Genomic DNA, 23,107 nt, shown 5'->3' on the forward strand with positions numbered 1-23,107 from the left:
GAGCAATCGAGTAATATATCCTAGTTACAGGAAAATTTCTAGTTTAAGCGAGAGCAATTCAAAAAGCCTTTACCCAAATTGAAGTAGGTAAAAGCTTTTTTATTTTACCAATAAGGTCTATATGGTGGGTAGAATGGTCTTCTATAAAACGGGGGATAAAATGGTCTTCTATAATAATTATACGGTGGAAATGGACGAAATGCTGATCCGACTAATCCTCCTAAAAAGCCGCCTATGAATGGTCCACCAAATCCTCCAAACCCTCCACCATATGGATATGAATAATATGGATACATCGTCAACCTCCTCTCGCTCTATCCTATGTCAAGGAAGTGAGCTAAAATAGGAAGTTGCCTATTATTTTAAATCTTCCTGTGCTAAACGTTCGACAAATGTAGCAAGTGTTCGTACCATTACCCCTGTACCGCCTTTTGGCCCTAAATCATATTCGCTCAACGCATCTGAAGTACCTGCAATATCTAAGTGAATCCAAGGTGTATCTCCTACAAATTCACCGACAAAGCCGCCACCAAAGATCATATGTCCATCACTACCTGGAGAATTGTTCAAGTCAGCTATATCACTTTTACGGATACGTTTTTTATCATTTTCTGTTAGAGGCAATTGCCATACAAATTCACCTGTTTCAGCAGATGCTTTTAAGAACGCATCAAAAAATTCCTGATTATTTGTTAAAGCGCCTGTTTTGTCATAGCCGAGTGCTGTAATCACACCACCTGTCAAGGTAGCCAGATCAATCAAATAATTTGCACCTTGTTGTTTCGCATAAGTAACTGCATCTGCTAAGACTAAGCGCCCTTCAGCATCCGTATTTAAAATTTCAACCGTTTTGCCGCTATAGGTCGTAATGACGTCATCTGGTTTAAAAGCACCGCCAGAAATCATATTGTCTGTCGATCCGATTACCCCCATTACATTTTTGTTTGGACGTAATTCACCGATAATTCGCATCGCCCCTAAGACCACAGCTGCTCCGCCCATATCACCTTTCATCCCTACAAGACCTGCTTTCGATTTAATGGAATAACCACCTGTATCAAACGTTACTCCTTTACCGACAAAGCCAATGACATCTTCCCAATTCTCTTCCCCCTGATATTTCAAGGTGATCATACGTGGTTCTTCTTTAGAACCTTTATTGACAGCGAGGATCGCCCCCATTCCGAGCTCTTCAAGCTGTGCTTTATCTAAAATTTCAACCTCAAAATCATATTGTTTCGCAAGCTCGACAGCATACTCTGCTAATTTAGAGGAAGTGAGCATATTTCCAGGCTTATTGATCAATGAGCGTGCTTCGTTTACTGCAGTAGCATAGATTTCTCCAACTTCAAAACCAGCTGCAATTTCTTCTATATCTTGATGGGTGATGAAGTTCACTTCTTCTAGCGCAACTTCCGCCACATTTGATGTTGTTTTATAATTTTCCACTGTGTAAGCACCCATCATAATTCCCTCGGCAGCCATGATAACTGCGTCAGATGCAGGGATCTCCTCTGTTTCAAATGAATCCACCCACAAGGTCATCGATACTTTTCTTGTTTTTTGAAGTGTCTTCCCAACTAATCCAAATGCTTCACGTAGTGTATCAGGTGTTAACGTTTTACGATTTCCTAAACCGACAAATAGAAGACGTTTTACTTTTGCTTTAGACGAATATACGGGAATCTTCGTAATCGCCTTTGCAGTTGTTTGAATATCTCCATCTTTAATCCATTGTTCAATTGGTTGGCCAAAGAATTCTATGAATTGATCCCAATTAGCCATATTATTTTGGTTTTTGGATACACCGACGATTAAAACATCTGTAGCCACTGAATCAAAATTCGGGATATTTTTATTGATATACATTGTTTTACCTCTTTTCAACCTTATTATCATTATTATATCAAATTCATTCGATACCCAAAGGATTTAAAACCATTTAACTTAGAAGATGATTACTGATTGCCTTCTGTGCTATAGTAAAAGTAGGTATCATATAGTGTTGCGTCAAGATTTTTAGAATAATCGAATGAAAGATCTCCATTCAAAATCTTGTTCCAATACCAAAAAAGCTGAATAGATTAAAAGTAAAGGCTGAAAGGTGCTGATTATGATGGAATTTTTTCACAATACCCCTTTGATCGCTGCATTGCTCGGTATTTTAATCGCACAATTTGTGAAAATCCCTATTCATTTTATTGCAACAAAAGAAATCGATTGGAAACTTTTCACCTCAACTGGCGGAATGCCAAGCTCTCATTCAGCAGCCGTTTCTGCTTTAACAACGGCCATTGGATTCGAATCCGGGATATCTTCTCCATTATTTGCTGCTTGTATTATTTTTTCGGTTATTGTCATGTTTGATGCAACTGGAATTCGTTATCAGGCAGGACAACAAGCAATCGTCATCAATCAAATGCGCAAAGACTTTCAAACCCTCATCATGATGACAAAAGAATTTCCCGATAAAAAACCTGAAGAAAAAATTGAAGATTTAAAAACCTTATTGGGTCACCGACCTATTGAAGTTTTTTTTGGCTGTTTAACAGGTATACTTCTTTCCGTTCTTATTTATATTTAGAATTTCCTGTTTCATAGCTGTACATATTCCTTCCAAAGAAAAAAGTAGTGAGGTAAACACCACTCACTACTTTTTTCTCGTATTAACAAGCTGTCAAATTCTCACTTCAAAACATAAGAAAACACAGGTTGCTAAGCAGAAGCTGCTGTCTGCATAAGTCCGATTGATTCGACTAATACACAGTGAAGAAATAAAAACCCTCGCGCTACGTAAAGCCCCATTATGTCAAAACATTTGGTAACCCATTTTGCGTAAGATTTTCATCACTATACCGGAAATAATAGCTCCTACAAGGCCACTAGCAAGAATAAGAATATCCGCAGGCTGTAATGACACTAATTTATGTCCTAAAGCAGAAAATGCCGTCCCTGCTTTAAAGAAATAATCTAGGAAACTAACATCGTCCACAATAAAAATGACTACAATAGGATACAGAATAGCCATAAACCATGTAGATCGAAGCAACATATTCAATAAGAATCCAATTCCAAAGAACATGACTAAAAAAATTAGCATGGATAGGATTAATTGGATAATAGAAAATCCACCAGTCATATGTTCGAAACCTCCATATTCTCTCACATAAGTGTAACTGATTGAGGCAACGCTTTCAATGACTAGGTATATTTTTCTATCAGTTTGTCGAAAATCTGTCAACTAGAAGAACAATTTATAATCAGTATAGCCAAATATATTATCTCGATCCATGCCTTCCAATGTTGCTGGTCTTGTTTTTAATGGCAAATCTACTAATTGAAGCAATAGCAGTGATGTACGCGGATCTTCTTTTAATGCCTGTGGGGACATCCAGCATGCTTCATATAATTCATCTAGTTGAACTTGAATTTGCTGCTCTTGTGTATGAGCGGTTAAATAAAAAACGACCATATTATCACTAATATCATATTTGATAACACCGGTTCTTAAACCTAATAGTCCCTGCATAGAAGCCTTAATCCCTGTTTCCTCCAATAATTCACGTTGACAGGCTTGATCAACGGTTTCTCCAGGTTTCACAAAGCCAGCTGGTATCGACCACATACCATCTAATCCACCATATCGTTTCATAACAACTAGCCATTCACCATTTTCGTTTTCGACTAAACCAGCTACACCAAGCCAAACTCTTGTACGTTCTTCGCTTTTTATGTAAATCACCTCTTCATCTAAGTATTTTTGCTTTCCTATATCTTATTTCATCCATCAGTCCTGTGTGATGAAGTATGTTTAGCTAAGAAAAAACCTCTTTAATCCATATTATATGAACAAATACATTATGAATCAAAGAGGATATTGACGATCCAAATTCACAATTTTAAGGTCGTTATCATGTGTATTTGAGATCCTATACATATAATTTATAATCCTATCTATTGGCATTCCAAACTTATTTTACTCACTTACTCATCAGCATTCTTCTGGTGTACCAGCATTCTTCGCTGTCCTAAAAGAGCTTCCACATCCACATGAGGCAATGGCATTCGGATTGTCAATGGTGAAGCCGCCACCCATTAGAGATTGTTTAAAGTCAATTTTAGTTCCTTGAAGAATGGGGGCATCTTCGCTTGATACGACAATTTGTAAACCATGTTCTTCAAAAACCTCATCATCTTCTTGTTTTTCATGATCAAAGACCATCGCATATGAAAGGCCACTACAACCGCCACCTTTTATGCCAACACGTAAATAAGAACCTTCTTCTCCATTGTTACGCATCATTTCTTGAATATGAAATGCTGCAGCTTCTGTAATATCAACAACTTGTGTCATCCGAGTCACCTCTTTCCTATATCCATCATAACAAATTTTTTAATGTTGCGTAAAACAACAAATACTCACAAAAAAATCAATTTTATTCTCAACTCTATATGATATAATTTTCCTATAATCATTATAGGAAACGGGGTTAATTTTATGGAAGTTTCTCCCTACTATGAGAAGCAAATTGACTGTATACATTGTAAAAAAAAGTTCAAATCTATGAAAGTAAGATCGAATTTTGTTAAAATCAAAGAAACAGAGAGCGACTTTCATCCAATCTATGAAAACGATGTGAATCCTTTGCTTTATAATGTCTTCGTTTGTGAACATTGCGGCTTTTCATTCACAGAAGACTTTTCGAAATATTTTGCTCCGGGAATAAAAGAAAAAATCGATGAAAAAATATCTTCACATTGGAAAACACACGATTTCTCAGGGGAACGAACCATTTCTGATGCACTACAAGCCTATAAGCTAGGACTTGTATGTGGAAATATAAAAAAAGAAAAACATATTACCTTAGCTGGACTTGCACTTCGTACAGCATGGTTATATCGATCCATTGGCGATGAAGAACAAGAAAAGCGGTTTATGGAGATTTCGCGAGATCAATATATTGACTCCTACTCTGTGGAAGATTATAAGGGAACTTCCATGACAGAAATCCGAGTTATTTACCTAATTGCCGAGTTGTCTCGCCGAATCAATGAGCGTGATCAAGCCATACGCTATTTCTCAAAAGTCATTGAAATGCAACGAAATTCAAATGAAGTAAAAATCATCGAAATGGCTAAAGAACAGTGGCAACAAATGCGAGATGAAAAAGAACGCACCGAAGAATAGGGACTCTAGCATTTTTATAACTATAAAGAGGCATTTTACACAGTGATCGTTTTTTCCTCCCTCACTGTGTATTCATTGAAACAATCAGAATCTTTATAAGTATAAAGGACAAAAGAATCGTTGGATAAAGAGAAGCTTCCATCAATGGGGGTTTTCTTCATCCCCCACTGATGGTTAGCTGAACCAATCGGGCTTTTACGGGCAGTTGGTCCCCCGTCTATCTTTCTCGTTTTTCTCTAAACCTTGAAGTTGGGGGCTTACTGCCTGTTAACGCGGGATAAAAAAAGGCTGTACCTTCCAATTGCTTTACACAATTTTTGGTCAGCCCATTCGATTGTATTAAAAAACTTGTTCTACTTCCACAACGCCTGGTACTTCTTCTAAAAGTGCACGTTCAATACCTGCTTTTAAAGTAATGGTTGAACTTGGGCAGCTACCACATGCGCCTAACAAACGTAATTTCACAACACCATCTTCTACATCTACTAAATGGCAATCCCCTCCATCACGAAGAAGAAATGGGCGTAATTTATCTAATACTTCTTGTACTTGGGCTTTCATATCTGAAACAGATTCTGTCATACTTATCGACTCCTTTCCTTAAAATTATTATAATGTCTATAAGATAAAAAATCCATTATAGAATGCGGAGGTTGATCGATCATGGCAAGTAATTCCGTGTCAATCGAAATATACGGAGCCAATGTGCACTGTGCAAGCTGTGTGAATGCACCATCTTCAAAAGATACTTATGAATGGCTTCAAGCCGCAATTGACCGAAAATATCCAAACACGCCTTACAATATCACTTATATCGATATTGAGCAACCAATTGAGAATGAGCACCATGCGAAATGGGCACAACGAATCTTGAATGATGAATTTTTTTATCCCCTCGTATTGATCAATAATCAGGTGATAGGAGAAGGGTACATACAGTTAAAACCAATTTATACAGAACTTGAAAAACTTGGCTTCCAATCCGTTTAAACGGTGGAAGCCCTTTTATTGATTCATCACAACTCTATTTTATCAAACTATACCCGAACTGCTTCAATTTGTAGAGTTTGCAAAATCTTCTTTTTCATACTTGCTAATTCCTCGCTAGCCCTGTCCCTTGGCCGAGGCTCATCGATAACAAATTCACGTTCCACCTCGCCAGGTTTTCCAGATAACAAGATGATGCGGTCACATAAGTAAAGTGCCTCATCAATATCATGTGTAACAATAACAGTCGTCACTTTTTCCTCTTGCCAAATATCGAGCATCAAATCTTGTAGCTGCATTTTGGTGAAGGCGTCTAGGGCACTAAATGGCTCATCCATTAATAATAATCCAGGTTTTGCCGCAACTGCTCGTGCGATAGAAACACGTTGAGCCATACCACCTGATAATTCCTTTACATATAAATTTTCAGCTCCACTAAGTCCTACTTGCTTCAATAATTTTTTGGCTAACTCATTATTACCTTTTGGATCTCCCTTTAAAGTAAAGGTGACATTCTCTAAAACAGTTAACCAGGGGAATAATCGGGCTTCCTGAAAGACAACCCCTACCTCTGGATGTGGTCCATTGATTTTATCACCTGCAATGACAATATCGCCATTATAATCTTTATCAAGCCCCGCAATTGTACGTAATATCGTACTTTTTCCAGATCCACTTTTACCAATTAAGCCAATCGTCTCGCCTTCATTCGCATAAAAAGATACGTTTTTTACCCCGTTTTGATTATCGAATATACGCGATAATCGTTTAACCTCTAGTACCATTTATTAACCTCCTATCACACTATTATCTCGCCATTTCAATACACGATCTTCAACAAGTTTAATAAGCCAATCTGTTAATTTTCCAACAATAGCGAACAAGATAATACTGCCAATGATCAAATCAGGAGCGGATGAGTTTTGCCCAATCACCAAGAGATAACCTAACCCCTTGCTTGCCCCCATTAATTCGGCAGCAACGACGAACATCCATCCTAACCCTAAGCCGCTTCGAAGACCTGTAAAAAAGGAGGGGAGGCTTGCTGGTAAAATAATACGCCTAACCAGCTCATAATGGCTAAAACCCGCAACCTTTCCAACTTCTATTAGTTTACGATCCACATTTAAAATGCCGCTGACAACGTTTAAATACACTGGAAAGAATACACCGACTGCAATCAAGCTAATTTTGGAAGGCTCTCCGATTCCCATCCAGAGGATAAATAATGGAACCCATGCAAGAGATGGAATTGATTTAAATGCCTGAATCATCGGATCAAAAATACGCTCAGCCTTACGGTAAAAACCGACAATCGAACCAAGCACCACAGCCAGCACCGTACCGATAAATGAACCTACAAATACTCGATATACAGTTATCCCTAAGTGTCCCCAAAGTGTCCCATCTACCGCCAATCCTTGAATTGTTTCAATAACCGCTAATGGAGATGGAAGTTGATAAGATGACACTCTTCCTGTCGCTGTTACAAAAATCCATAAAGCTAACAAAAGAACAGGGAGCAATAAGCTTAATGCAATTTGGGTGACTTTTCGATTTGATTTTTTCTTTTTTGTAGGCGTTTCATCCTCATATGCGATTGATTGTGAAAGCTCGACCATTTTTTTCGCCATCTAAATTCCTCCCTATTGCTGAATTATTTTTTTCGCTAAAGATGGATCAATCAGATCATCCGTTATTTTTTTTACATCGACATCTGGCTTGATCACTTTCGATTTTTGTAGCACTTCTCCAGCTGCATTTAACGCCTTCACTTGATCCTCTCCCGGAATCGGATGGTCAAAATTAGTACGTTTTAGTTGGATCTTTGCTGTATTTAAATCAATTTTCGCCTCTTTCGCTATGATTTCTGCCGCCTCATCCGGATTCTCTTGAATCCATTTGCGTGCCTTTTCATACGCCTGGATAACTTTCTCCACCGCTTTTGGGTGTGCTTTTTTAAATTCTTCTCGTACATTTAAAAAATTGTATGTGTTGAATGCTGTATTTCGATAAAATAACCTTGCATGGGCTTCTTGCTCCGCAGTTGCCATGATCGGATCAAGTCCCGCCCAAGCTACAACGTCCCCTTTTACTAATGCTTGATAACCGTCATTATGTTGTAGATTTATATATTGAATATCTTTTTCCGTCAAACCTACTTCATTTAATGCACGTAACAAGAAAATATAAGGATCTGTCCCATATGTTGCTGCTACTTTTTTTCCTTTTAAGTCCTTAACGGTTTTGATCGATTTATCTAATGTAGCCAATGCCGTCCATTCCGGTTGTGATAAAACATATATATTTTGAATCGGTACCTCTTTGGATTTGGTTATTAATGTTGCTGCCCCTGCGGCTGAACCAAAATCAATACTGTTACTTGTTAAAAATTCTAATGCCTTGTTGCTTCCTTGACTTAATGTCCACTCTACTTTTACATTGTCTTTTTTAAATTCTTCTTCTAACCAGCCAAATTTCTTTAATACTAAACTAGTCGGAGAATAATAGGCATAATCTAAACGCACCGTTTTTAATTCCTCATTTTTAGCCGCTTTGCCATTACCACATGCCTGTAATACCCCAACAACTAGCAATATGAGTGTTAATAATAAAATATTCGTTTTCTTCATACTAAACCTCCAAATAAATCACAAATTTTCTGTAAAATTTGAATTTTTCATTTTTATAATGTATCCATAATGTTATTATTACAATTCTTATTTGTCAACTATGCATTATTAGTTTTAAAGCATTATTCTATTTTATCTAAATTAAAAAACATCCAGAACATTATATTCTGAATGTCTTTGAATATTTAACAGATTAGAAATCAGGTGTATTGATTATCCAATTTTGTCCATAAATATATAGTGTATTCGCTGATTTCCGCTATGGCTTACTCGTTTTCCTGCGGGCAAGCCTTCGCTGCAATTTACATAAATGGAGCTAAAAATACATGGTTTTTTATAGATTATGTTAAATATATCTCCTGATTTCTGCCTGATCGACACACTTGATTAGAAATAGAAGTAATATGTATTCAAATATTATTTACGTAAACAAATCCTATTACATTCTTCATCTTCTCATTCTCTTTTTCTTTCATTCATTTCTCTTATAAACGGAAATTCAATGATTTGATGTTCATACGGTATTGGATTTATACACTGCTTTTTTGTTTAGGATCATTCATCGCTGGATTGTTTTACTATCGTAATATGGGATTTTTGAATCTAACGGATATTTGGTTAAGCATTCGATTTATCCCGAATATTCTTTTTCTTTCTTCTTTTTTATTGTGTATGATTTCCTTAACAAAAAACGCTTATTTTGGTCTTTTCATGACTTTAACTTACTTTATAGGAGATTTGCTATCAGATGCTCGATTATTTAAGATCTTTTCACTAGGGGCAAATACCAATAATTTTCTTTACAATACTTCTCTTATATATTATTTGGCAAATAGACTGATTTTGGTCGTTCTTTCCATTGTTTTTCTATATCTTGCTTGTCGCAATCTACGTATCAGATAGACAGACACGCGGCAGAATAGGATCTTACAAATGATGAAATTGATCATCATTTTTTTTAGAAAAGTCCTAGAAATAAGAAACATTTTCTAGGATTTTCTACACTATTTAATACAATGGTTTTCCTTTCTTACTATCACTAAGCATCTTTTCATATATTTCATTTGCCTCTAAAATTTCCTCTGTTATTTCATCATCATCTTCTTGATCCATGTATTTTAGACTTTCTACATCTCTATTTGTATGTGACATAAATTCCATAAAGCCTTTTACAATAGCTTGTTTGATTGCTTCAACTGAAAAATACTCTGTCTTTTGATCATTATAGACAAAGCGTAGCATCTTTTCTGTTGGATGTTTTTCAAAATAAGTTTCTGCACCTGGACAATCATAGGCGATATAAAACTTTTTAAAGTTTTCCTCTCGTTTTAATAAATAGGTGTAGGAACGCCACGTCATATGTAAATTTACAGTCTCGATTGGTTTTGAAAATATTTTTTCATCGATACAAAAATTAATTGTACCAGGAACATATCCAGAATAACTATAATACAATTCATTATAAATTTGAAATTCTTTATCATCTCTACAATTTACATAATTTACACAATTTATATATTCATCATCATTATCCTCATAAAACGGATTAATATAATAAGTTTCAAATGTAATATTTTTCATATTTTTATCCTCCCTAATAAAAACTTTAATTATAATTATTGTTTATTTTCTTTTTTCTTAGAAGATACTGGATAAAATGTTGTTACCGATGCCTTTTTATTTGTTCCATTGGAATTTAAAACTATTCGATAAGTGACTTTATTTATTTTTTTCGTAACAGAAATATCAACTTTGTATTTTAGATTTTTTGAAATTACTTTTTGATTGTTGTTAATTGTTTGTTTTATATAATTTTGGATGGTTTTGATTGATAAATCTGGATCAAAAAAAGAGTATTCTGTTTTACCTATACCATTCCAATATTTAGGATGATGATGTTGTAAAATATGAGTCAATTTATTTTTAGAAAGTGTAATCGATTTTGAACTATTTTTCAGTCGAAATGTAGAACCTTTATAATATCTTAATGCATTTTTCACCTTTTTACCTGAAACACCTTTATATACTTTCTTACCAACTTTAACCGTTGACTTTGTTGCATTTTTTGTACTAATTTTCACAAGAGCTTTTAACGCGTTACCGCCTAATTTAAATACTAAGCCCCAAATAGATAATTGACCTGTTTGAAGATCAACATTATATACCTGTTTTGTATCTTCGTCTATAAATTTTACAAAGTTAGGTTGACTTTCATTGTAAAATGCTTGATATACTTTTTCATTTTTTCCATTTTTAAAAGTATAGTAAATCTGATTACCTTTAATACTTATATTTCCTTGAATAGATGTACCGTTTAAAGAATCTGCCTGGAAATCTAAATTTGTTTTATGAGTGGTTGTTTCTAAATCTACCTTTACTTGGCTTTCTTTTGTATTCAGCTCATCTACCAAAATATCTTTGATTTCTTGTTCATTTTTTGTTAAATTCTCTTCAGGAATTTGATTTTTTACTGTATCTGCTTTAGCTATATTATATGAATCTACAAATATTGTTCCAATTATACTGAAAAGTAGTGTAAAAATCAGAGTATATATATTATTTTTTTTAATCAATTAAATCATCTCTCTTTTTGAAATTTTTTGAATCGAAAAGCTTTTGATTATTTAACATGTTGTTAATAACAGAGCCTGTTGCATATGCGGTAGATATAGAAGTACCTGTATAAGATTTATATTTTCCTTTTATAAAATAATCGATCTCGTCAACAGCCGAATAGTCACTAATTTTGTTATTCTCTTGGGCACCTATCGCAATCACATCATCATAAAGTGCAGGGTATTCTGTATAAAAACCATATGTATTACCACCAGCAGCAATAATTATTATTCCTCTATTTATTGCCTTTTCTATTGTTTTTTTTAATTTTGGTTGTTCTTTATTAAAGCCTAGACTCAAATTAACAATATCTACATCATTAGCTATGGCATCGTTTATTGAAGATATCACTTTATCTACGGAAGCGTTATGATCAAATGTTGAGACTTGATAATCATAAATAGTTAAAGATTGTCTTCTTTTTAATTTTGCTTCAGTTAATAAAGCTTGCAAAACAACACTTCCATGAATACTTGTTACTTTACAATTATGTCGTTTAATAATATTTATATTTTTATTTTTAAACATAGATGGATTGATTCCTGAATCTAGAATAGCGACTTTGACACGATCTTTTCTATGGATTTTTAAATCAGATGGATTTAGAGTAATAAATACAACAAACGAAGAAATGGATAAGATCAGAAATATAAGTAATAGTTTGAACTTTATTATGAATCATCTCCTTTGTTTTTTTATTATAAAATATCAAATTTATGGAACAAGAGTATTTAGAAGTAATTAAATATAATATATATTGTTAAATATTTATCAAAAATGCAAAAAAATGATATATTATATGTGAAATATAGAATAAAAGTAATTTTAGTAAAACTATTTTCTTTATAATATATATAAGTTTCCAATACTTTTGAACTGATTTTATTTAAACAAATCCAAGATAGGTTCTGCGTGATTTTTTGAATATAAAAGAAAAATTACAAAACTATACGAATATTTAATTCAAAAACGAGATGTTTAAAACGTTCGAGGATTGAGGGAAATAGCCTATCTATTTGGAAGAGGCAGATTTCAAGAGACCGTTGTGAAAGGAAATGGATTCATAAAAAACAGGCTAGAAACATTGATGCATCAACGTTTCTAGCCATCGTTTACCCGTTGTGGCGTTTGTACATCCACAGTAGCCCGGATTTCATCAAGCGTGCGATTCTTCCAGTGACAGTTGTATCTGCTAAATACACGAATCCTTGTTTTTTACCAAGGGCCCCCATAAAGCCTTTCAACTTGATCTCTGGCATTTTTTCCGGTAGTGGTTGATCGCTCCAACGTAATTTTAAGACTTTGACAATGAGCTCTGCTTGTTCTTCAGCAAGCTGTGCACTCGGACCGAATTGGGATGCTGCGCAATCTCCCACAACATAGACATGTTCGTCATTTGGAACATTCATATATTGAGTGATGGCAACTCGCCCATGATCTAACTCTAGCCCTGTATCTCGTACAACTTGTACTGGTTGAATACCCGCAGTCCAAACGACCGCATCCAATTCAATTTTTTCTTCGTGATTATAGAGGACATGCTCTTCTACTTTTGTGATATTCGATTCTGCGATGACTTCAACATCGTGATTGTCAAACCATTTCTTAACGTATTTACTCAAGCGTTCTGGAAAATCTTTTAAAATACGCGGTCCACGGTCAAATAGCTTGATCTTTAAATCGGCTCGACTTTCCCGTAATTCACTTGCCAATTCGATCCCGCTTAACCCTGCACCTACTATGCCAACAGTTGAGCCTGAAGGTAGGCCTGCTAATCCATTGTAAGTAATTCGTGAGTTCGCCATTGTTTGGATACCATAAGAGAACTCTTTTGCGCCTGGTACTCCATGATAATTGTCTTCACATCCAAGTCCAATGACCAAATCATCATATTCAACCTTTGTGCCGTTATCAAGGAGAATTACTTTATTTTCTAAATCAATTTTGGTAATTTCCCCATATACGGTTGAAAGTTTTTCATTTTCAGGAAAACTAACTCGAATTTCTTTTTCAGGTGTCGTTCCAGCAGCCAATGCATAAAATTCTGTTTTCAAACTATGGAATGGTGTACGATCCACGAGCGTAATTTGTACATCTTCTGGAAAATTATCTGGCAATAAGCGAAGTAAAATACGCATATTACCATAACCACCACCTAATAATACTAATCGTCTCATCATAATCTCCCTTATTAACAATTTTGTCACAATCATTCTTTCATTAATGAGTATAGCTGATTGTGAGAACTTTCACAATATGTTTGTGATAAATTTCACAAATCAAGTAGAAAGTTCATCTAAGTAGAAGAATTGACGAATAAAAAAAATAATAGTAGCATTCGAAGAGTGAGGTGACGTTTGATGAATCCACTTGTTGAATTTTGCGTCAGCAACTTGGCTAACGGCTCCCAAGAAGCATTAGAAGTGCTAGAAAGGGATCCTAATATAGATGTATTAGAATATGGTTGTTTAAGCTATTGTTCTAGATGTTCTGAAAAATTATATGCACTCGTCAATGGAGAATTTGTTGAAGCCGATACGCCAGAGGAATTAACGAAAAAAATTTATCAATTCATAGAAGAAAATCCTTTGTTCTAAGAATAGAAGATAAAGCTACTACAAGATAAAGAGCACAGCATGCTTTTCAGCTAGCATGTTGTGCTCTATTTTCTTCATAGGCTGATTTTATTTTTAGATGACCCGATATCATTCTATCCATTCTCGTAAGGAGTCTATAGCATATGTCGGTGGTCTATCTTTTGCTAGAACTTCCTTTGTACGTGTAACACCTGTATTGACATGTAATGTATCGATTCCATAATGAATCCCTGCAAGAATATCGGTATCATAGTTGTCACCTATCATGAGCATTTCTTCTTTTTGTAAATGGAATTGTTGCTGAATGATTTCAAGCATATAGGGTGCTGGCTTGCCTATATAGATCGGGGCAATATCTGTTACATTATGGATCAGCTCCGCCATTGCCCCATTGCCGGGTGCAAATCCATACTCGGTTGGAAACTTTATGTCACCGTTCGTTGCAACGAATGCTGCTCCATTTTCAATAGCGTAACAGGCATCCGCTAACATTTGATACGTTATCTCTGTATTCATCCCTTGCACTAGAACGTCTGGGTTATGGTCGGCAATTTTCATCCCTACTTCAGATAGCGCTTGTCTTAGTCCATCGTCACCTAGAACTTTGACGTTCTTATGGTCAAAGTGTTCGGAAACGTATCTTGCGGTAGCAATCGCAGAAGTCATAATATGATCGCTCTTTGCTTCGATCCCCATTTTATGCAATTTACTCTGTACTTGGATACTAGTCATCTTTGCATTATTCGTTACAAAGAAGGGCTCGGTCCCTTGCTGCTGCAAGTAATCAATAAATTCTTTTGCTTCGGGTACAGGTTTCGAACCTTTATACACGGTCCCATCGAGATCGAAGCAGTATGCTTTATACTTCCTCATGATTATTCCTCAGGGAGAAATGCAGAAACAGGTCCCAACTCGTTGACTAAATAATTTTTGACACAAGGAGAAAATTCTTGAATAGTCGTTAAATGAGTATTTAAAACATCGACTACTTCCTCATCGTTCACTTCTAAAATATCGCGTACAAGACCGCGGCGAAGGCCAATCAAAGTTTTTAATGGGCGATCCATTTCAGTTGTAATTACTTTTTCATCCACTAAAATATCGATAATATCCTCATAGCTGCCAGGATCACGCATAATGAATCCATCAATCATTGAATTGCCGACATCTATAATGGCTTCTATTAATATATTTGCAATACGTTCTGCAGCTAATTTATGCACATCATCTATTAACCAATCCTCTGTTTGTTGAAAAGTATTCATAAGAGAATCCATATATTCAAGATTATTGATAATTTTTTTTCGATCAACAAAATACATTTTGTTTCCTCCATTCGAATTGAAAAGGTTGATACTTTATTCTCCTCTATAGTACCATAACTTTAGAATCGGAAGGGGTTATGAATAATGGATAGATTTTTCTTATATGATGAGCTAGAAGAAAATAAGGCAAGATTCGTCAGTTTTATGGGTGAAAACCAACGTTATGATTTAGCTGTTATACAAAGTGCACGCTTTTATGGAAAAGTGCTTGTTTTAGATATGCAACATAATCGTTTTGCAATTATAGGAACAGATGATTTAGATGAGCCAGGTTATTTAGAAGAGGTCTACAAACGACCACCTGAGGAAGCACAGGAGATAAGAGAATATTTGTATGAATTACTTGGATGAGTAATGTCTATATTCTCTCTTTCTATTCCGATTGATCACACTTTTGACTCAGAAATCGTGATTATAACAAAGAGGAAAAACTCCTTCATCCATATAAAAACATCGAGTGAAGGCAACTTGAAGCCCTACTCGATGTTTTAGGATATTCTAATTATTTAGTTGAAATACTTTTTACATCAAATTTTCCGACTCATCTATCCAAGAAACGTTCTCTTCTTCAACCTTATTTTCTGCCATACTCACCGAGGGAACATCGCTCACAGTTGCTTTTCCCACTTTCTTCAATACAAAATAGGAACAGCCAAAGTTGCAATACTCATATAGATAGTCCTGTAATGTGCTAATCTTTGTATCAAAAGTGGCTTTTTGATTTTTATCTTCATAGAAGCCTTTTAAACGAAGCTGACCATATCCCCAGTCCCCAACGATATAATCATATTTAGATAAAATATCGCTAAACCGATTGTTGAAATCTTCATTTTTAAATCCATCTTTTACATTCTCAATGATTTCATACATTGATTGATCTGCAATAATCATTTGATCACCATCCATCTGTTATTGGTGATTACGCATTTTCCCAATACACTTGCTTGTGTTTAGCTGCTTCATTCACCTGTTCGTCTGCATGATAACTACTACGAACTAATGGACCTGCTTCACAATGGCTAAAGCCTTTAGACATTGCTATTTTACGAAGTTTGCCAAATTCCAATGGAGAATAATATTTTTTCACTTGTAAATGTTTTTTTGTTGGTTGTAGGTACTGACCAATCGTCATGATATCTACATTATTTGCGCGTAAGTCATCCATTACTTCAATAATTTCTTCTTCTGTTTCGCCAAGACCAATCATTAAGGATGATTTTGTCGGGACATCTGGCTGCATTTCTTTTGCACGGCGCAAAAATTCTAAAGAACGATCATATGTTGCACGTGCACGGACTCTTGGCGTTAACCTGCGTACTGTTTCTATATTATGATTCAAAATATCTGGCTTTGCATCCATTAAGATTTGTAGATTTTCTTTGACTCCTCCCATATCAGAAGGTAAAACTTCAATAGATGTAAATGGACTTTTACGACGAATCGCACGAACAGTCTCTGCTAATACACTTGCGCCACCATCTTTTAGATCATCACGTGCTACAACAGTAATCACAACATGTTTTAGATTCATCAGTTGTACCGAATCAGCCACACGTTCAGGTTCTGCTAGATCAAGTTCGGTTGGAAGACCTGTTTTAACTGCACAAAAGCGGCATGCACGTGTACATACATTCCCCAAAATCATAAAAGTGGCTGTACGACGTGCACCCCAACATTCGTGAATATTTGGACATTTTGCTTCCTCACAAACCGTATGTAAATTTTTGTCGCGCATTAATTTTTTTAAACCTTTATATTCTTCGCTTGTATTGAGTTTAATTTTTAGCCAATCTGGTTTTCGAATATATTCTTCTTTTGTTGGTTTACGTGATGTCACGATAAGTCACTCCTATCAATTAGGTAAATGAGTAAATCCCCTACTGTTGTCAATTTAACATATTCAAGGTTTTCTCTCAACCTTGGGTTACTCACAAATAGCATATATCCTAATTATTATCTGATGATGGTGTTTGCGTTGATGGTGTCTGAGATGATGGTGTTTGTGATTGAGGTGTCTCCGGTGATGTGGTTGAGGAATTAGGTGGTGTCGCTGGCAATGGGACTTCGATTGATGGCTGTGTAGATGAAGCATCACTAGAATAAATATACGGAACATTTCCCTTTAATAAGGTTATAGCTACAGGGATTTTTTGTTCAACTTTCGCCGATTTACTATCAAAAGGTACGATTATTTGCACATTCACAGTTGTAAGTACACTATATTTGACCGCAGCATTGTTAATACCAAACTCGTGAATATCCTCTTCTACATTAATTTGTACATTGCCAATAACATGAAAACGAATCGGAATCTTGGGACCTAAATTTCCAAGTAGTGGCATACCTGTGGCCAGACCAATTGGTACATAAAAAACAATTCCCCCATCTTGCTGCATGGTATCTACATCATATTCAATGTCTCCATACTTCGGAAGATGGTCTAGATTGCCTCTTTCTGCTTCTTCTAAATGTGATTGTACAAGCGTTTGGGTTTCAGCCATAATTCGATTAATGATTTCCGTATTCAACTTTGTATCCACCAAGCTTTGGCTTTCTCCATCGCCTACACTCTCTATTACCTCATTGCTATCAAGAACATTGGTTGTACGAGAATTGATTGCTTGCCTGATTACATAAGAGGCTATTTTATTGGTTTCAACTTCTGCATATTGCATAAGGGTTGGCTTGAGTTGAATATTAATGAAATAAAAAAGCAATAGAACACAGCTGAAAAGACCAACCAAAAGGACAGGCAATAATTTTGATCTTTTAAATAGTGACTTTCTTTTTTTCATTAATCGCAAAAAGATACCTCCTAATCATTTATATGATTAGGAGGGCGTCATTATTCGACTGGCGCTAAGTTAAGTATTCGACTTCAACTTTTTCGACTGATATATCCATTTCATCCGCTAAGAATATTTCATAGGTAGCCTTTAGCAATTCACCGTTTTCTTCAAATATTCGAACCCAAGGTCTCTCTGCGTTTTCTTTATTTTGCTTACAAACAATCCCTCTACGTCCATCTGATAATAATAGAACAGTACCATTAGGATAATAACTTACACAACGTTTAAGAGCATTCACGACTTTCTCGTCATATAATGTACCGCTTCCTTCTTTAATAATCTCCATTCCATCTGAAGGAAGCATTTTTTTACGATATACACGATTAGAAGTGACTGCATCAAATACATCTGCTACAGCAATAATTTTGGCATATGGATGAATTTCAAAATCAAGCAGTCCTCTAGGGTAACCACTACCATCTAATCGCTCATGATGCTGAAAAGCACAATGCGCAGACAATAGTGAAATAGTATGTAAATTTCTCAAAACATCAAAACCGTATTTGGTATGTAATTTCATGATTTCATATTCTTCATTTGTCAACCGACCAGGTTTTTTTAGAATTTCTTGAGGAATCATCATCTTTCCTACATCATGAAGGATTGCACCAATACCGATTTGGCGGATTTCAACGGCATTATAATGCATTTCCTTCGCAATCGCAATGGAGTAAATGGCAACTTGTAGTGAATGTTGGTAAATATAATCGTCATAAAGAAAGGCGTCACTTAATACCGTTAAAATTTCATGGTTACTTGTAATATTATCCAGCAGATCATCAATAATCGCAACAAAATGTTTAGACTGCTGATCTAAGCAATAAGTAATATCTTTTCCCTTAAGTTTTTTTAGCTCGTTAAAAGATGATACTATCCGATCGACCGCATGTTGACGTACCGCTCTAGGCATCACTTCTTTAATTTCAATATCTGTTGAAATACTATCATCGATATATACATATTGCACACTCAGGTCTTGCAATCTCTGGATAATCTGCTCTGTTACTTTTACACCTTTTTGTAGTAATGGTCTACCAGCTTCGTTCCAGATTGTCCTGCCAATCACCATATCTGTCTGTAATACTTTCGTTGAAATCAACCGCATAACTTTTTCCCCAATCCGTTTAAGAATCAAAATGCCTAAAGGATGAATTTAATGATTATCATTTTTATTATAAAGTTTTCCATATGACATCAGAATATCACGTAAAAATTGTGGTAACAAGTATGTTTTTGGTAAATTTTTAAACTCTGGAAAGAAATAACCGAACGTAAACATATCTAGCGTCACTAACTTGTAAACTTTTACATTACTGGCTTTCTCACCGTTAATAATCACTTCTCCTGCTGAATTAAGGGAACAACCGTATGTCAAAATTTTACCAAGAACTACACCTCTAAATCCTAATCCTTTTACCTCATTTCTCGGCCACTCAATAGATTGCTGCTGGGCAAGTTCTAATGTTTCTTTAAGCTCTTTACCTGTCAATTCGATCACACAAGCATTGATCGGATGTGGCAAGCATTGATGAACATCGAATGCTGTGACTGTACCCTTAGGAATATCTTTTAAAAAGATACCCGCATTGAACATCGCACAATCTGCTTTCGAAAACTGCAACAATCCTTTAGCAAAAAAGCGAGATAGCGCAGAGTGATGATACCATTCTTTATTTAAATAGTGATCTGCTTCAAATACTGGATGACTTAAAAGCATCTTCCCTTTTTGAAATAATTCTAATTCAAATTGTTCTTCTTCATCAACAGGAGGCAGATCAGAAGTTCTATACAATTCAGTCTTTTTAGAAACGATTTTATTGGTTCGATCATCAAATTGAATCTCCGTATGACCTACAAAGAATCCAAATTTTCCACCACCCGTTAACAATGTATCTCCCACCAATTTACCTTCATATAAAACATGATGTGTATGAGATCCAAAGATGACATCTATTTCAGGACATTGTATGGCTAGCTGCTCATCCATATGAATACCTAAATGTGACATGCAAAGCAATATGTCTACGTAAGGATGGATCTCATTTACTATATTTTTTAGTACAGGTAATGGCTCTTCAATTGTCCACCCCAGTGGTTCGTAATATGTCCGAAATTCTGCAGTTGCAGCAATAACGCCTATTTTTGTACCTTGTGCTGTTGTATATATTTTGAATGGCTTTGCCCATTCAGGATTTTTATTTTCAGTTTTTAAATTTCCCACAATCACGTCAAACTTCGCATCATGATACAACTCATTCAAATCGGCTTTAGATAATGTGATTCCCTCATTGTTACCAATCGTGACTGCATCATATTGCGCGTCATTCAACATCTGTATATTCCCCTTACCAGCTGTTGCCTCTGTATATACATGTGAGCGGTCAATAAAATCACCGATATCAAAAATATAGCAACTATCGCCTACCTCTTCATGCCATTCTTTGCGTTCAGTCAATAATTTTTGAATTCGTGGCCAATAACCGAAATGGCTATGCACATCATTTGTATGATATAAATGAATTGTTTCTAACATGAAGACACCTCTCTAAGCTTAGAACAATCCCTCGTAAACAGAGTGTATTCCAAGTAGCAATAATATAATTCGTAATGTAAATACCAAGGTATTTGAATTTATTCTTTTATTGAAAGCGGCACCTAATTTTGCACCAATATAAGCACCCGGTACAACTGGAAGTGTGTATAACCAAGGTACGTGCCCAAGATAAATATGGCTGATCGAATTGACGATGGATGATAAAAATACCATGAACATAGCCGTTGCAACGGCAACATGTGGTGGAAATGCAAACAAAATGATCATAGCTGGTACAAGCATTGATCCTCCGCCAATTCCAAATAATCCAGATACCATTCCAATAAGAAACGTCAGTAAAACGGCAAACCAAATGGGATAACCGTATATATACTCTTTATCGTCTTTGGAATGATAAAATTGTTGTTTCTTACCATGTTCTACAAACCAATTGATCGGCTTCATATGATCGCGAACAAGTAATATGATCGCTAAAATAATCAGTAATATACCAAAGTATAGATTAAAAGAGGGCAAATCTATGCCCTTATTCATATAAGCACCTACAATTGTTCCTGGCGCACTCCCTAAAAAGAAGATAAAGCCACTCTTATAATCAACCATTTTTGCTTTCATATATGATAATGTAGACGCCAATCCAGTTGCAATCATCATGATGACAGAAAGACCTACAACCTTTTGTGGTGTTAAATCATCTATCATTCCAAACGTTGTACCGATAAATAATGTAGCAGGAATTAGAATGGCACCGCCTCCTAGACCGACAAGTGCACCAATTACCCCTGAGCAAACACCAATGACTGCTAGTAAAATATATTCCATCACTAATCTCCTTCAAATAAATCCAATTGTTTTGGAGATAAATATTGATACTCAATACCAAGCATTTTCTGCAATGTCTTTGCGTTTCCTGCTGCATGATGATCTGAATTATTATTAAATAATACATAGACCTCTTTTGCTGTGTTTTGCAATTTTTCTACCACTTTCTTTAATCCTATTAGTTCTTCATCTGTGTAATTATATAAAAATCGAACCTTTCTCCATTGTTCATTATTTCCCGGATTACGCCAACCATGTATATTTCGCCCATGAATTCGAAGTAAAACTCTGTCTCCTGTAGGAATTGGCACTAAAGGCACTGACCCTTCTCCTGCCTGTGGTTCATCGCAAACTGTATGAAAGAGTTGCTGCTCTCTTAAAAAGTTCAATGTTCCTTCCATAAAATCCTCGCTATACCAAGTGCGATTTCGAAATTCAATAGCAACAGGGAAATCTGCAAGTTGCTGTTTAATGTAACGGATATACTGAACATTCTTTTGCTGGCAGTCAAACCACGGCGGAAATTGGACAAGTACCAGCGCTAATTTTTCAGCCTCCTGAAATATATGTATGGATTTTCTAAAAGCTTCGAACATTTTTTTAGCACTTTCATAGGGATTTTCCTCGCGCAAGTGCCCTGTCATTCCTTGATATGCTTTCACCACAAACTGAAAATGATCAGGGGTTTCTGTTATCCATTTCTGAACATTGGCTACGGAAGGGATGGAGTAGAAAGAAGTGTCCAATTCAACTATCGGAAAGTGACCACTATAATCAAATAGTTTATCTCTAGATGCTGAAGGTGAACGATATAGACTCGGGTGATCACTCCAACCTGTCAATCCTATATAGATCATGATTCTCCCTCCTGTTTGTTAAGTACATCCATCATATCATAGCTACGGGGAGGAACTATATTGTATTGCATTGAAATCGTTTCAAAAAAGAAAGATTTTCAATAATAGGAATGAATCAATTTCCTAACTCAGAATCTTGATGAAAAATGATTTATGAAATTGATTCGAATACTATTCCAAATTTATATTTAGCACGCACTAGCCATTCATATAGATCCCTCAAATTTATGCGCACCAAATAAAAAAGAGATATAACTGCAAATAATACATTGCCGTGTATATCCCAACTTATCAATTAATCACTGTTCCAAAACCGATTAAATAACCATCCAAATCGCGAATCGCAAATTCTTTTAACTTTTCACCATCTATCTCTCTTATTTTCGGATAATAGGCGAAAAGAGCACCTTTGTTTTTTACTTTTTGGAATAATTTATCTAATCTTTCTTCACTCTCTACATAACTAAAAACATTCCACAAATTCCGATTAGGCTTGACATCTTCAATTTTTTCTGCTTGTACTAACTTTATAGCTAGTCCACATTCTTTCTGAAAAAAGATGCCTTCAATCTCCTCACAACTTAATACAGTTTGATAGAAGAATTTAGCCAATTCAATATCTGAAACAAGCAGCACACTTACAGATGATAGTAAATGCATAAGAAACGCTACACCTCAT

Annotated in this window: 28 protein-coding genes; 5 read left to right on the forward strand and 23 right to left on the reverse strand. The window is 35.4% G+C overall.

What is annotated here, in order from left to right; translation table 11 throughout:
• Positions 1-104 precede the first annotated feature (104 nt).
• On the reverse strand, positions 105-296 hold the full coding sequence (locus FEU33_RS17210) for a hypothetical protein (RefSeq protein ID WP_146550722.1): 192 nt from the start codon (positions 294-296) through the stop codon (positions 105-107).
• 61 nt (positions 297-357) lie between these two features.
• A complete protein-coding gene (locus FEU33_RS17215; RefSeq protein WP_146550723.1) occupies positions 358-1,869 on the reverse strand; it encodes a leucyl aminopeptidase in 1,512 nt (503 codons plus the stop codon).
• A gap of 247 nt (positions 1,870-2,116) precedes the next feature.
• Here FEU33_RS17215 and FEU33_RS17220 point away from each other — a divergent pair, with 247 nt between their 5' ends.
• The gene (locus FEU33_RS17220) at positions 2,117-2,584 is read left to right on the forward strand and encodes a divergent PAP2 family protein (RefSeq protein ID WP_146550724.1); all 468 of its coding nucleotides are present in this window, start codon (positions 2,117-2,119) and stop codon (positions 2,582-2,584) included.
• 225 nt (positions 2,585-2,809) lie between these two features.
• Here FEU33_RS17220 and FEU33_RS17225 read toward each other — a convergent pair whose 3' ends face one another.
• The 3 genes from FEU33_RS17225 to FEU33_RS17235 form a co-directional block, all read right to left on the reverse strand.
• Positions 2,810-3,139 (reverse strand): YuiB family protein, encoded by a 330-nt coding sequence (locus tag FEU33_RS17225; RefSeq protein ID WP_146550725.1) that lies wholly within the window; start codon positions 3,137-3,139, stop codon positions 2,810-2,812.
• Positions 3,140-3,241: 102 nt separating this feature from the next.
• Positions 3,242-3,742, reverse strand: coding sequence for an NUDIX domain-containing protein (locus tag FEU33_RS17230; protein WP_312753347.1), 501 nt, complete (start codon positions 3,740-3,742; stop codon positions 3,242-3,244).
• Positions 3,743-3,991: 249 nt separating this feature from the next.
• On the reverse strand, positions 3,992-4,354 hold the full coding sequence (locus FEU33_RS17235; protein WP_146550726.1) for a HesB/IscA family protein: 363 nt from the start codon (positions 4,352-4,354) through the stop codon (positions 3,992-3,994).
• Between the two features lie 144 nt (positions 4,355-4,498).
• Here FEU33_RS17235 and FEU33_RS17240 point away from each other — a divergent pair, with 144 nt between their 5' ends.
• The gene (locus FEU33_RS17240) at positions 4,499-5,188 is read left to right on the forward strand and encodes a DUF2225 domain-containing protein (RefSeq protein ID WP_146550727.1); all 690 of its coding nucleotides are present in this window, start codon (positions 4,499-4,501) and stop codon (positions 5,186-5,188) included.
• A 339-nt stretch (positions 5,189-5,527) separates the two neighbouring features.
• Here the strand turns inward: FEU33_RS17240 and FEU33_RS17245 are convergent, their stop codons facing one another.
• The gene (locus FEU33_RS17245; protein WP_146550728.1) at positions 5,528-5,770 is read right to left on the reverse strand and encodes a NifU family protein; all 243 of its coding nucleotides are present in this window, start codon (positions 5,768-5,770) and stop codon (positions 5,528-5,530) included.
• A gap of 81 nt (positions 5,771-5,851) precedes the next feature.
• Between FEU33_RS17245 and FEU33_RS17250 the strand changes: the two genes are divergently transcribed.
• Complete coding sequence (locus tag FEU33_RS17250) at positions 5,852-6,178, forward strand: YuzD family protein (protein ID WP_146550729.1); 327 nt, start codon at positions 5,852-5,854, stop codon at positions 6,176-6,178.
• A 47-nt stretch (positions 6,179-6,225) separates the two neighbouring features.
• Here the strand turns inward: FEU33_RS17250 and FEU33_RS17255 are convergent, their stop codons facing one another.
• From FEU33_RS17255 to FEU33_RS17285, 7 genes are all read right to left on the reverse strand, one after another.
• The gene (locus FEU33_RS17255) at positions 6,226-6,960 is read right to left on the reverse strand and encodes an ABC transporter ATP-binding protein (RefSeq protein ID WP_146550730.1); all 735 of its coding nucleotides are present in this window, start codon (positions 6,958-6,960) and stop codon (positions 6,226-6,228) included.
• A 3-nt stretch (positions 6,961-6,963) separates the two neighbouring features.
• Positions 6,964-7,809, reverse strand: a complete 846-nt coding sequence (locus FEU33_RS17260; RefSeq protein ID WP_243881389.1) for an ABC transporter permease — start codon at positions 7,807-7,809, stop codon at positions 6,964-6,966.
• 12 nt (positions 7,810-7,821) lie between these two features.
• The gene (locus FEU33_RS17265) at positions 7,822-8,808 is read right to left on the reverse strand and encodes an aliphatic sulfonate ABC transporter substrate-binding protein (RefSeq protein WP_146550731.1); all 987 of its coding nucleotides are present in this window, start codon (positions 8,806-8,808) and stop codon (positions 7,822-7,824) included.
• A gap of 1,008 nt (positions 8,809-9,816) precedes the next feature.
• Entirely contained in the window at positions 9,817-10,389 is a 573-nt protein-coding gene (locus FEU33_RS17270) for a hypothetical protein (RefSeq protein ID WP_146550732.1), read from the reverse strand.
• Positions 10,390-10,424: 35 nt separating this feature from the next.
• Positions 10,425-11,381: a hypothetical protein gene (locus FEU33_RS17275; RefSeq protein WP_146550733.1), complete on the reverse strand. Its 957-nt coding sequence runs from the start codon at positions 11,379-11,381 to the stop codon at positions 10,425-10,427.
• The gene (locus FEU33_RS17280) at positions 11,374-12,099 is read right to left on the reverse strand and encodes a S8 family serine peptidase (protein WP_342355273.1); all 726 of its coding nucleotides are present in this window, start codon (positions 12,097-12,099) and stop codon (positions 11,374-11,376) included. The genes FEU33_RS17275 and FEU33_RS17280 overlap by 8 nt, the downstream gene beginning before the upstream one ends.
• A 437-nt stretch (positions 12,100-12,536) precedes the next feature.
• Entirely contained in the window at positions 12,537-13,601 is a 1,065-nt protein-coding gene (locus tag FEU33_RS17285; protein ID WP_146550735.1) for an NAD(P)/FAD-dependent oxidoreductase, read from the reverse strand.
• Positions 13,602-13,784: 183 nt separating this feature from the next.
• On the opposite strand from FEU33_RS17285, the gene FEU33_RS17290 reads away from it, so the two are divergent.
• Positions 13,785-14,021: a YuzB family protein gene (locus tag FEU33_RS17290; protein WP_146550736.1), complete on the forward strand. Its 237-nt coding sequence runs from the start codon at positions 13,785-13,787 to the stop codon at positions 14,019-14,021.
• Positions 14,022-14,129: 108 nt separating this feature from the next.
• Here FEU33_RS17290 and FEU33_RS17295 read toward each other — a convergent pair whose 3' ends face one another.
• Both FEU33_RS17295 and FEU33_RS17300 read right to left on the reverse strand, forming a co-directional pair.
• Positions 14,130-14,894 carry a TIGR01457 family HAD-type hydrolase gene (locus tag FEU33_RS17295; protein ID WP_146550737.1) on the reverse strand — a complete coding sequence of 255 codons (765 nt, stop codon included), beginning with the start codon at positions 14,892-14,894 and terminating at the stop codon, positions 14,130-14,132.
• A gap of 2 nt (positions 14,895-14,896) precedes the next feature.
• Positions 14,897-15,343: a DUF86 domain-containing protein gene (locus FEU33_RS17300; protein WP_146550738.1), complete on the reverse strand. Its 447-nt coding sequence runs from the start codon at positions 15,341-15,343 to the stop codon at positions 14,897-14,899.
• Between the two features lie 87 nt (positions 15,344-15,430).
• Here FEU33_RS17300 and FEU33_RS17305 point away from each other — a divergent pair, with 87 nt between their 5' ends.
• Positions 15,431-15,697 carry a DUF3055 domain-containing protein gene (locus FEU33_RS17305; protein WP_146550739.1) on the forward strand — a complete coding sequence of 89 codons (267 nt, stop codon included), beginning with the start codon at positions 15,431-15,433 and terminating at the stop codon, positions 15,695-15,697.
• Between the two features lie 171 nt (positions 15,698-15,868).
• On the opposite strand, the gene FEU33_RS17310 is transcribed toward FEU33_RS17305, so the two are convergent.
• The 8 genes from FEU33_RS17310 to FEU33_RS17345 all read right to left on the reverse strand — a co-directional run bounded on the left by FEU33_RS17310 (position 15,869) and on the right by FEU33_RS17345 (position 23,088).
• Positions 15,869-16,237, reverse strand: coding sequence for a YutD family protein (locus FEU33_RS17310; RefSeq protein WP_146550740.1), 369 nt, complete (start codon positions 16,235-16,237; stop codon positions 15,869-15,871).
• A gap of 28 nt (positions 16,238-16,265) precedes the next feature.
• Complete coding sequence (gene lipA, locus FEU33_RS17315) at positions 16,266-17,183, reverse strand: lipoyl synthase (RefSeq protein ID WP_146550741.1); 918 nt, start codon at positions 17,181-17,183, stop codon at positions 16,266-16,268.
• A 109-nt stretch (positions 17,184-17,292) separates the two neighbouring features.
• Entirely contained in the window at positions 17,293-18,141 is an 849-nt protein-coding gene (gene yunB, locus FEU33_RS17320) for a sporulation protein YunB (protein ID WP_146550803.1), read from the reverse strand.
• A 64-nt stretch (positions 18,142-18,205) separates the two neighbouring features.
• Positions 18,206-19,300: an HD-GYP domain-containing protein gene (locus tag FEU33_RS17325; RefSeq protein ID WP_146550742.1), complete on the reverse strand. Its 1,095-nt coding sequence runs from the start codon at positions 19,298-19,300 to the stop codon at positions 18,206-18,208.
• Positions 19,301-19,348: 48 nt separating this feature from the next.
• Positions 19,349-20,728 carry a bifunctional metallophosphatase/5'-nucleotidase gene (locus FEU33_RS17330; RefSeq protein ID WP_146550743.1) on the reverse strand — a complete coding sequence of 460 codons (1,380 nt, stop codon included), beginning with the start codon at positions 20,726-20,728 and terminating at the stop codon, positions 19,349-19,351.
• A gap of 18 nt (positions 20,729-20,746) precedes the next feature.
• Complete coding sequence (locus FEU33_RS17335) at positions 20,747-21,571, reverse strand: sulfite exporter TauE/SafE family protein (RefSeq protein WP_146550744.1); 825 nt, start codon at positions 21,569-21,571, stop codon at positions 20,747-20,749.
• A gap of 2 nt (positions 21,572-21,573) precedes the next feature.
• A complete protein-coding gene (locus FEU33_RS17340; protein WP_146550745.1) occupies positions 21,574-22,428 on the reverse strand; it encodes a DUF72 domain-containing protein in 855 nt (284 codons plus the stop codon).
• A gap of 291 nt (positions 22,429-22,719) precedes the next feature.
• Positions 22,720-23,088: a VOC family protein gene (locus FEU33_RS17345; RefSeq protein WP_146550746.1), complete on the reverse strand. Its 369-nt coding sequence runs from the start codon at positions 23,086-23,088 to the stop codon at positions 22,720-22,722.
• Positions 23,089-23,107 lie beyond the last annotated feature (19 nt).

The sequence above is a fragment of the Rummeliibacillus suwonensis genome (assembly GCF_007896435.1).
GTDB lineage: Bacteria > Bacillota > Bacilli > Bacillales_A > Planococcaceae > Rummeliibacillus > Rummeliibacillus suwonensis.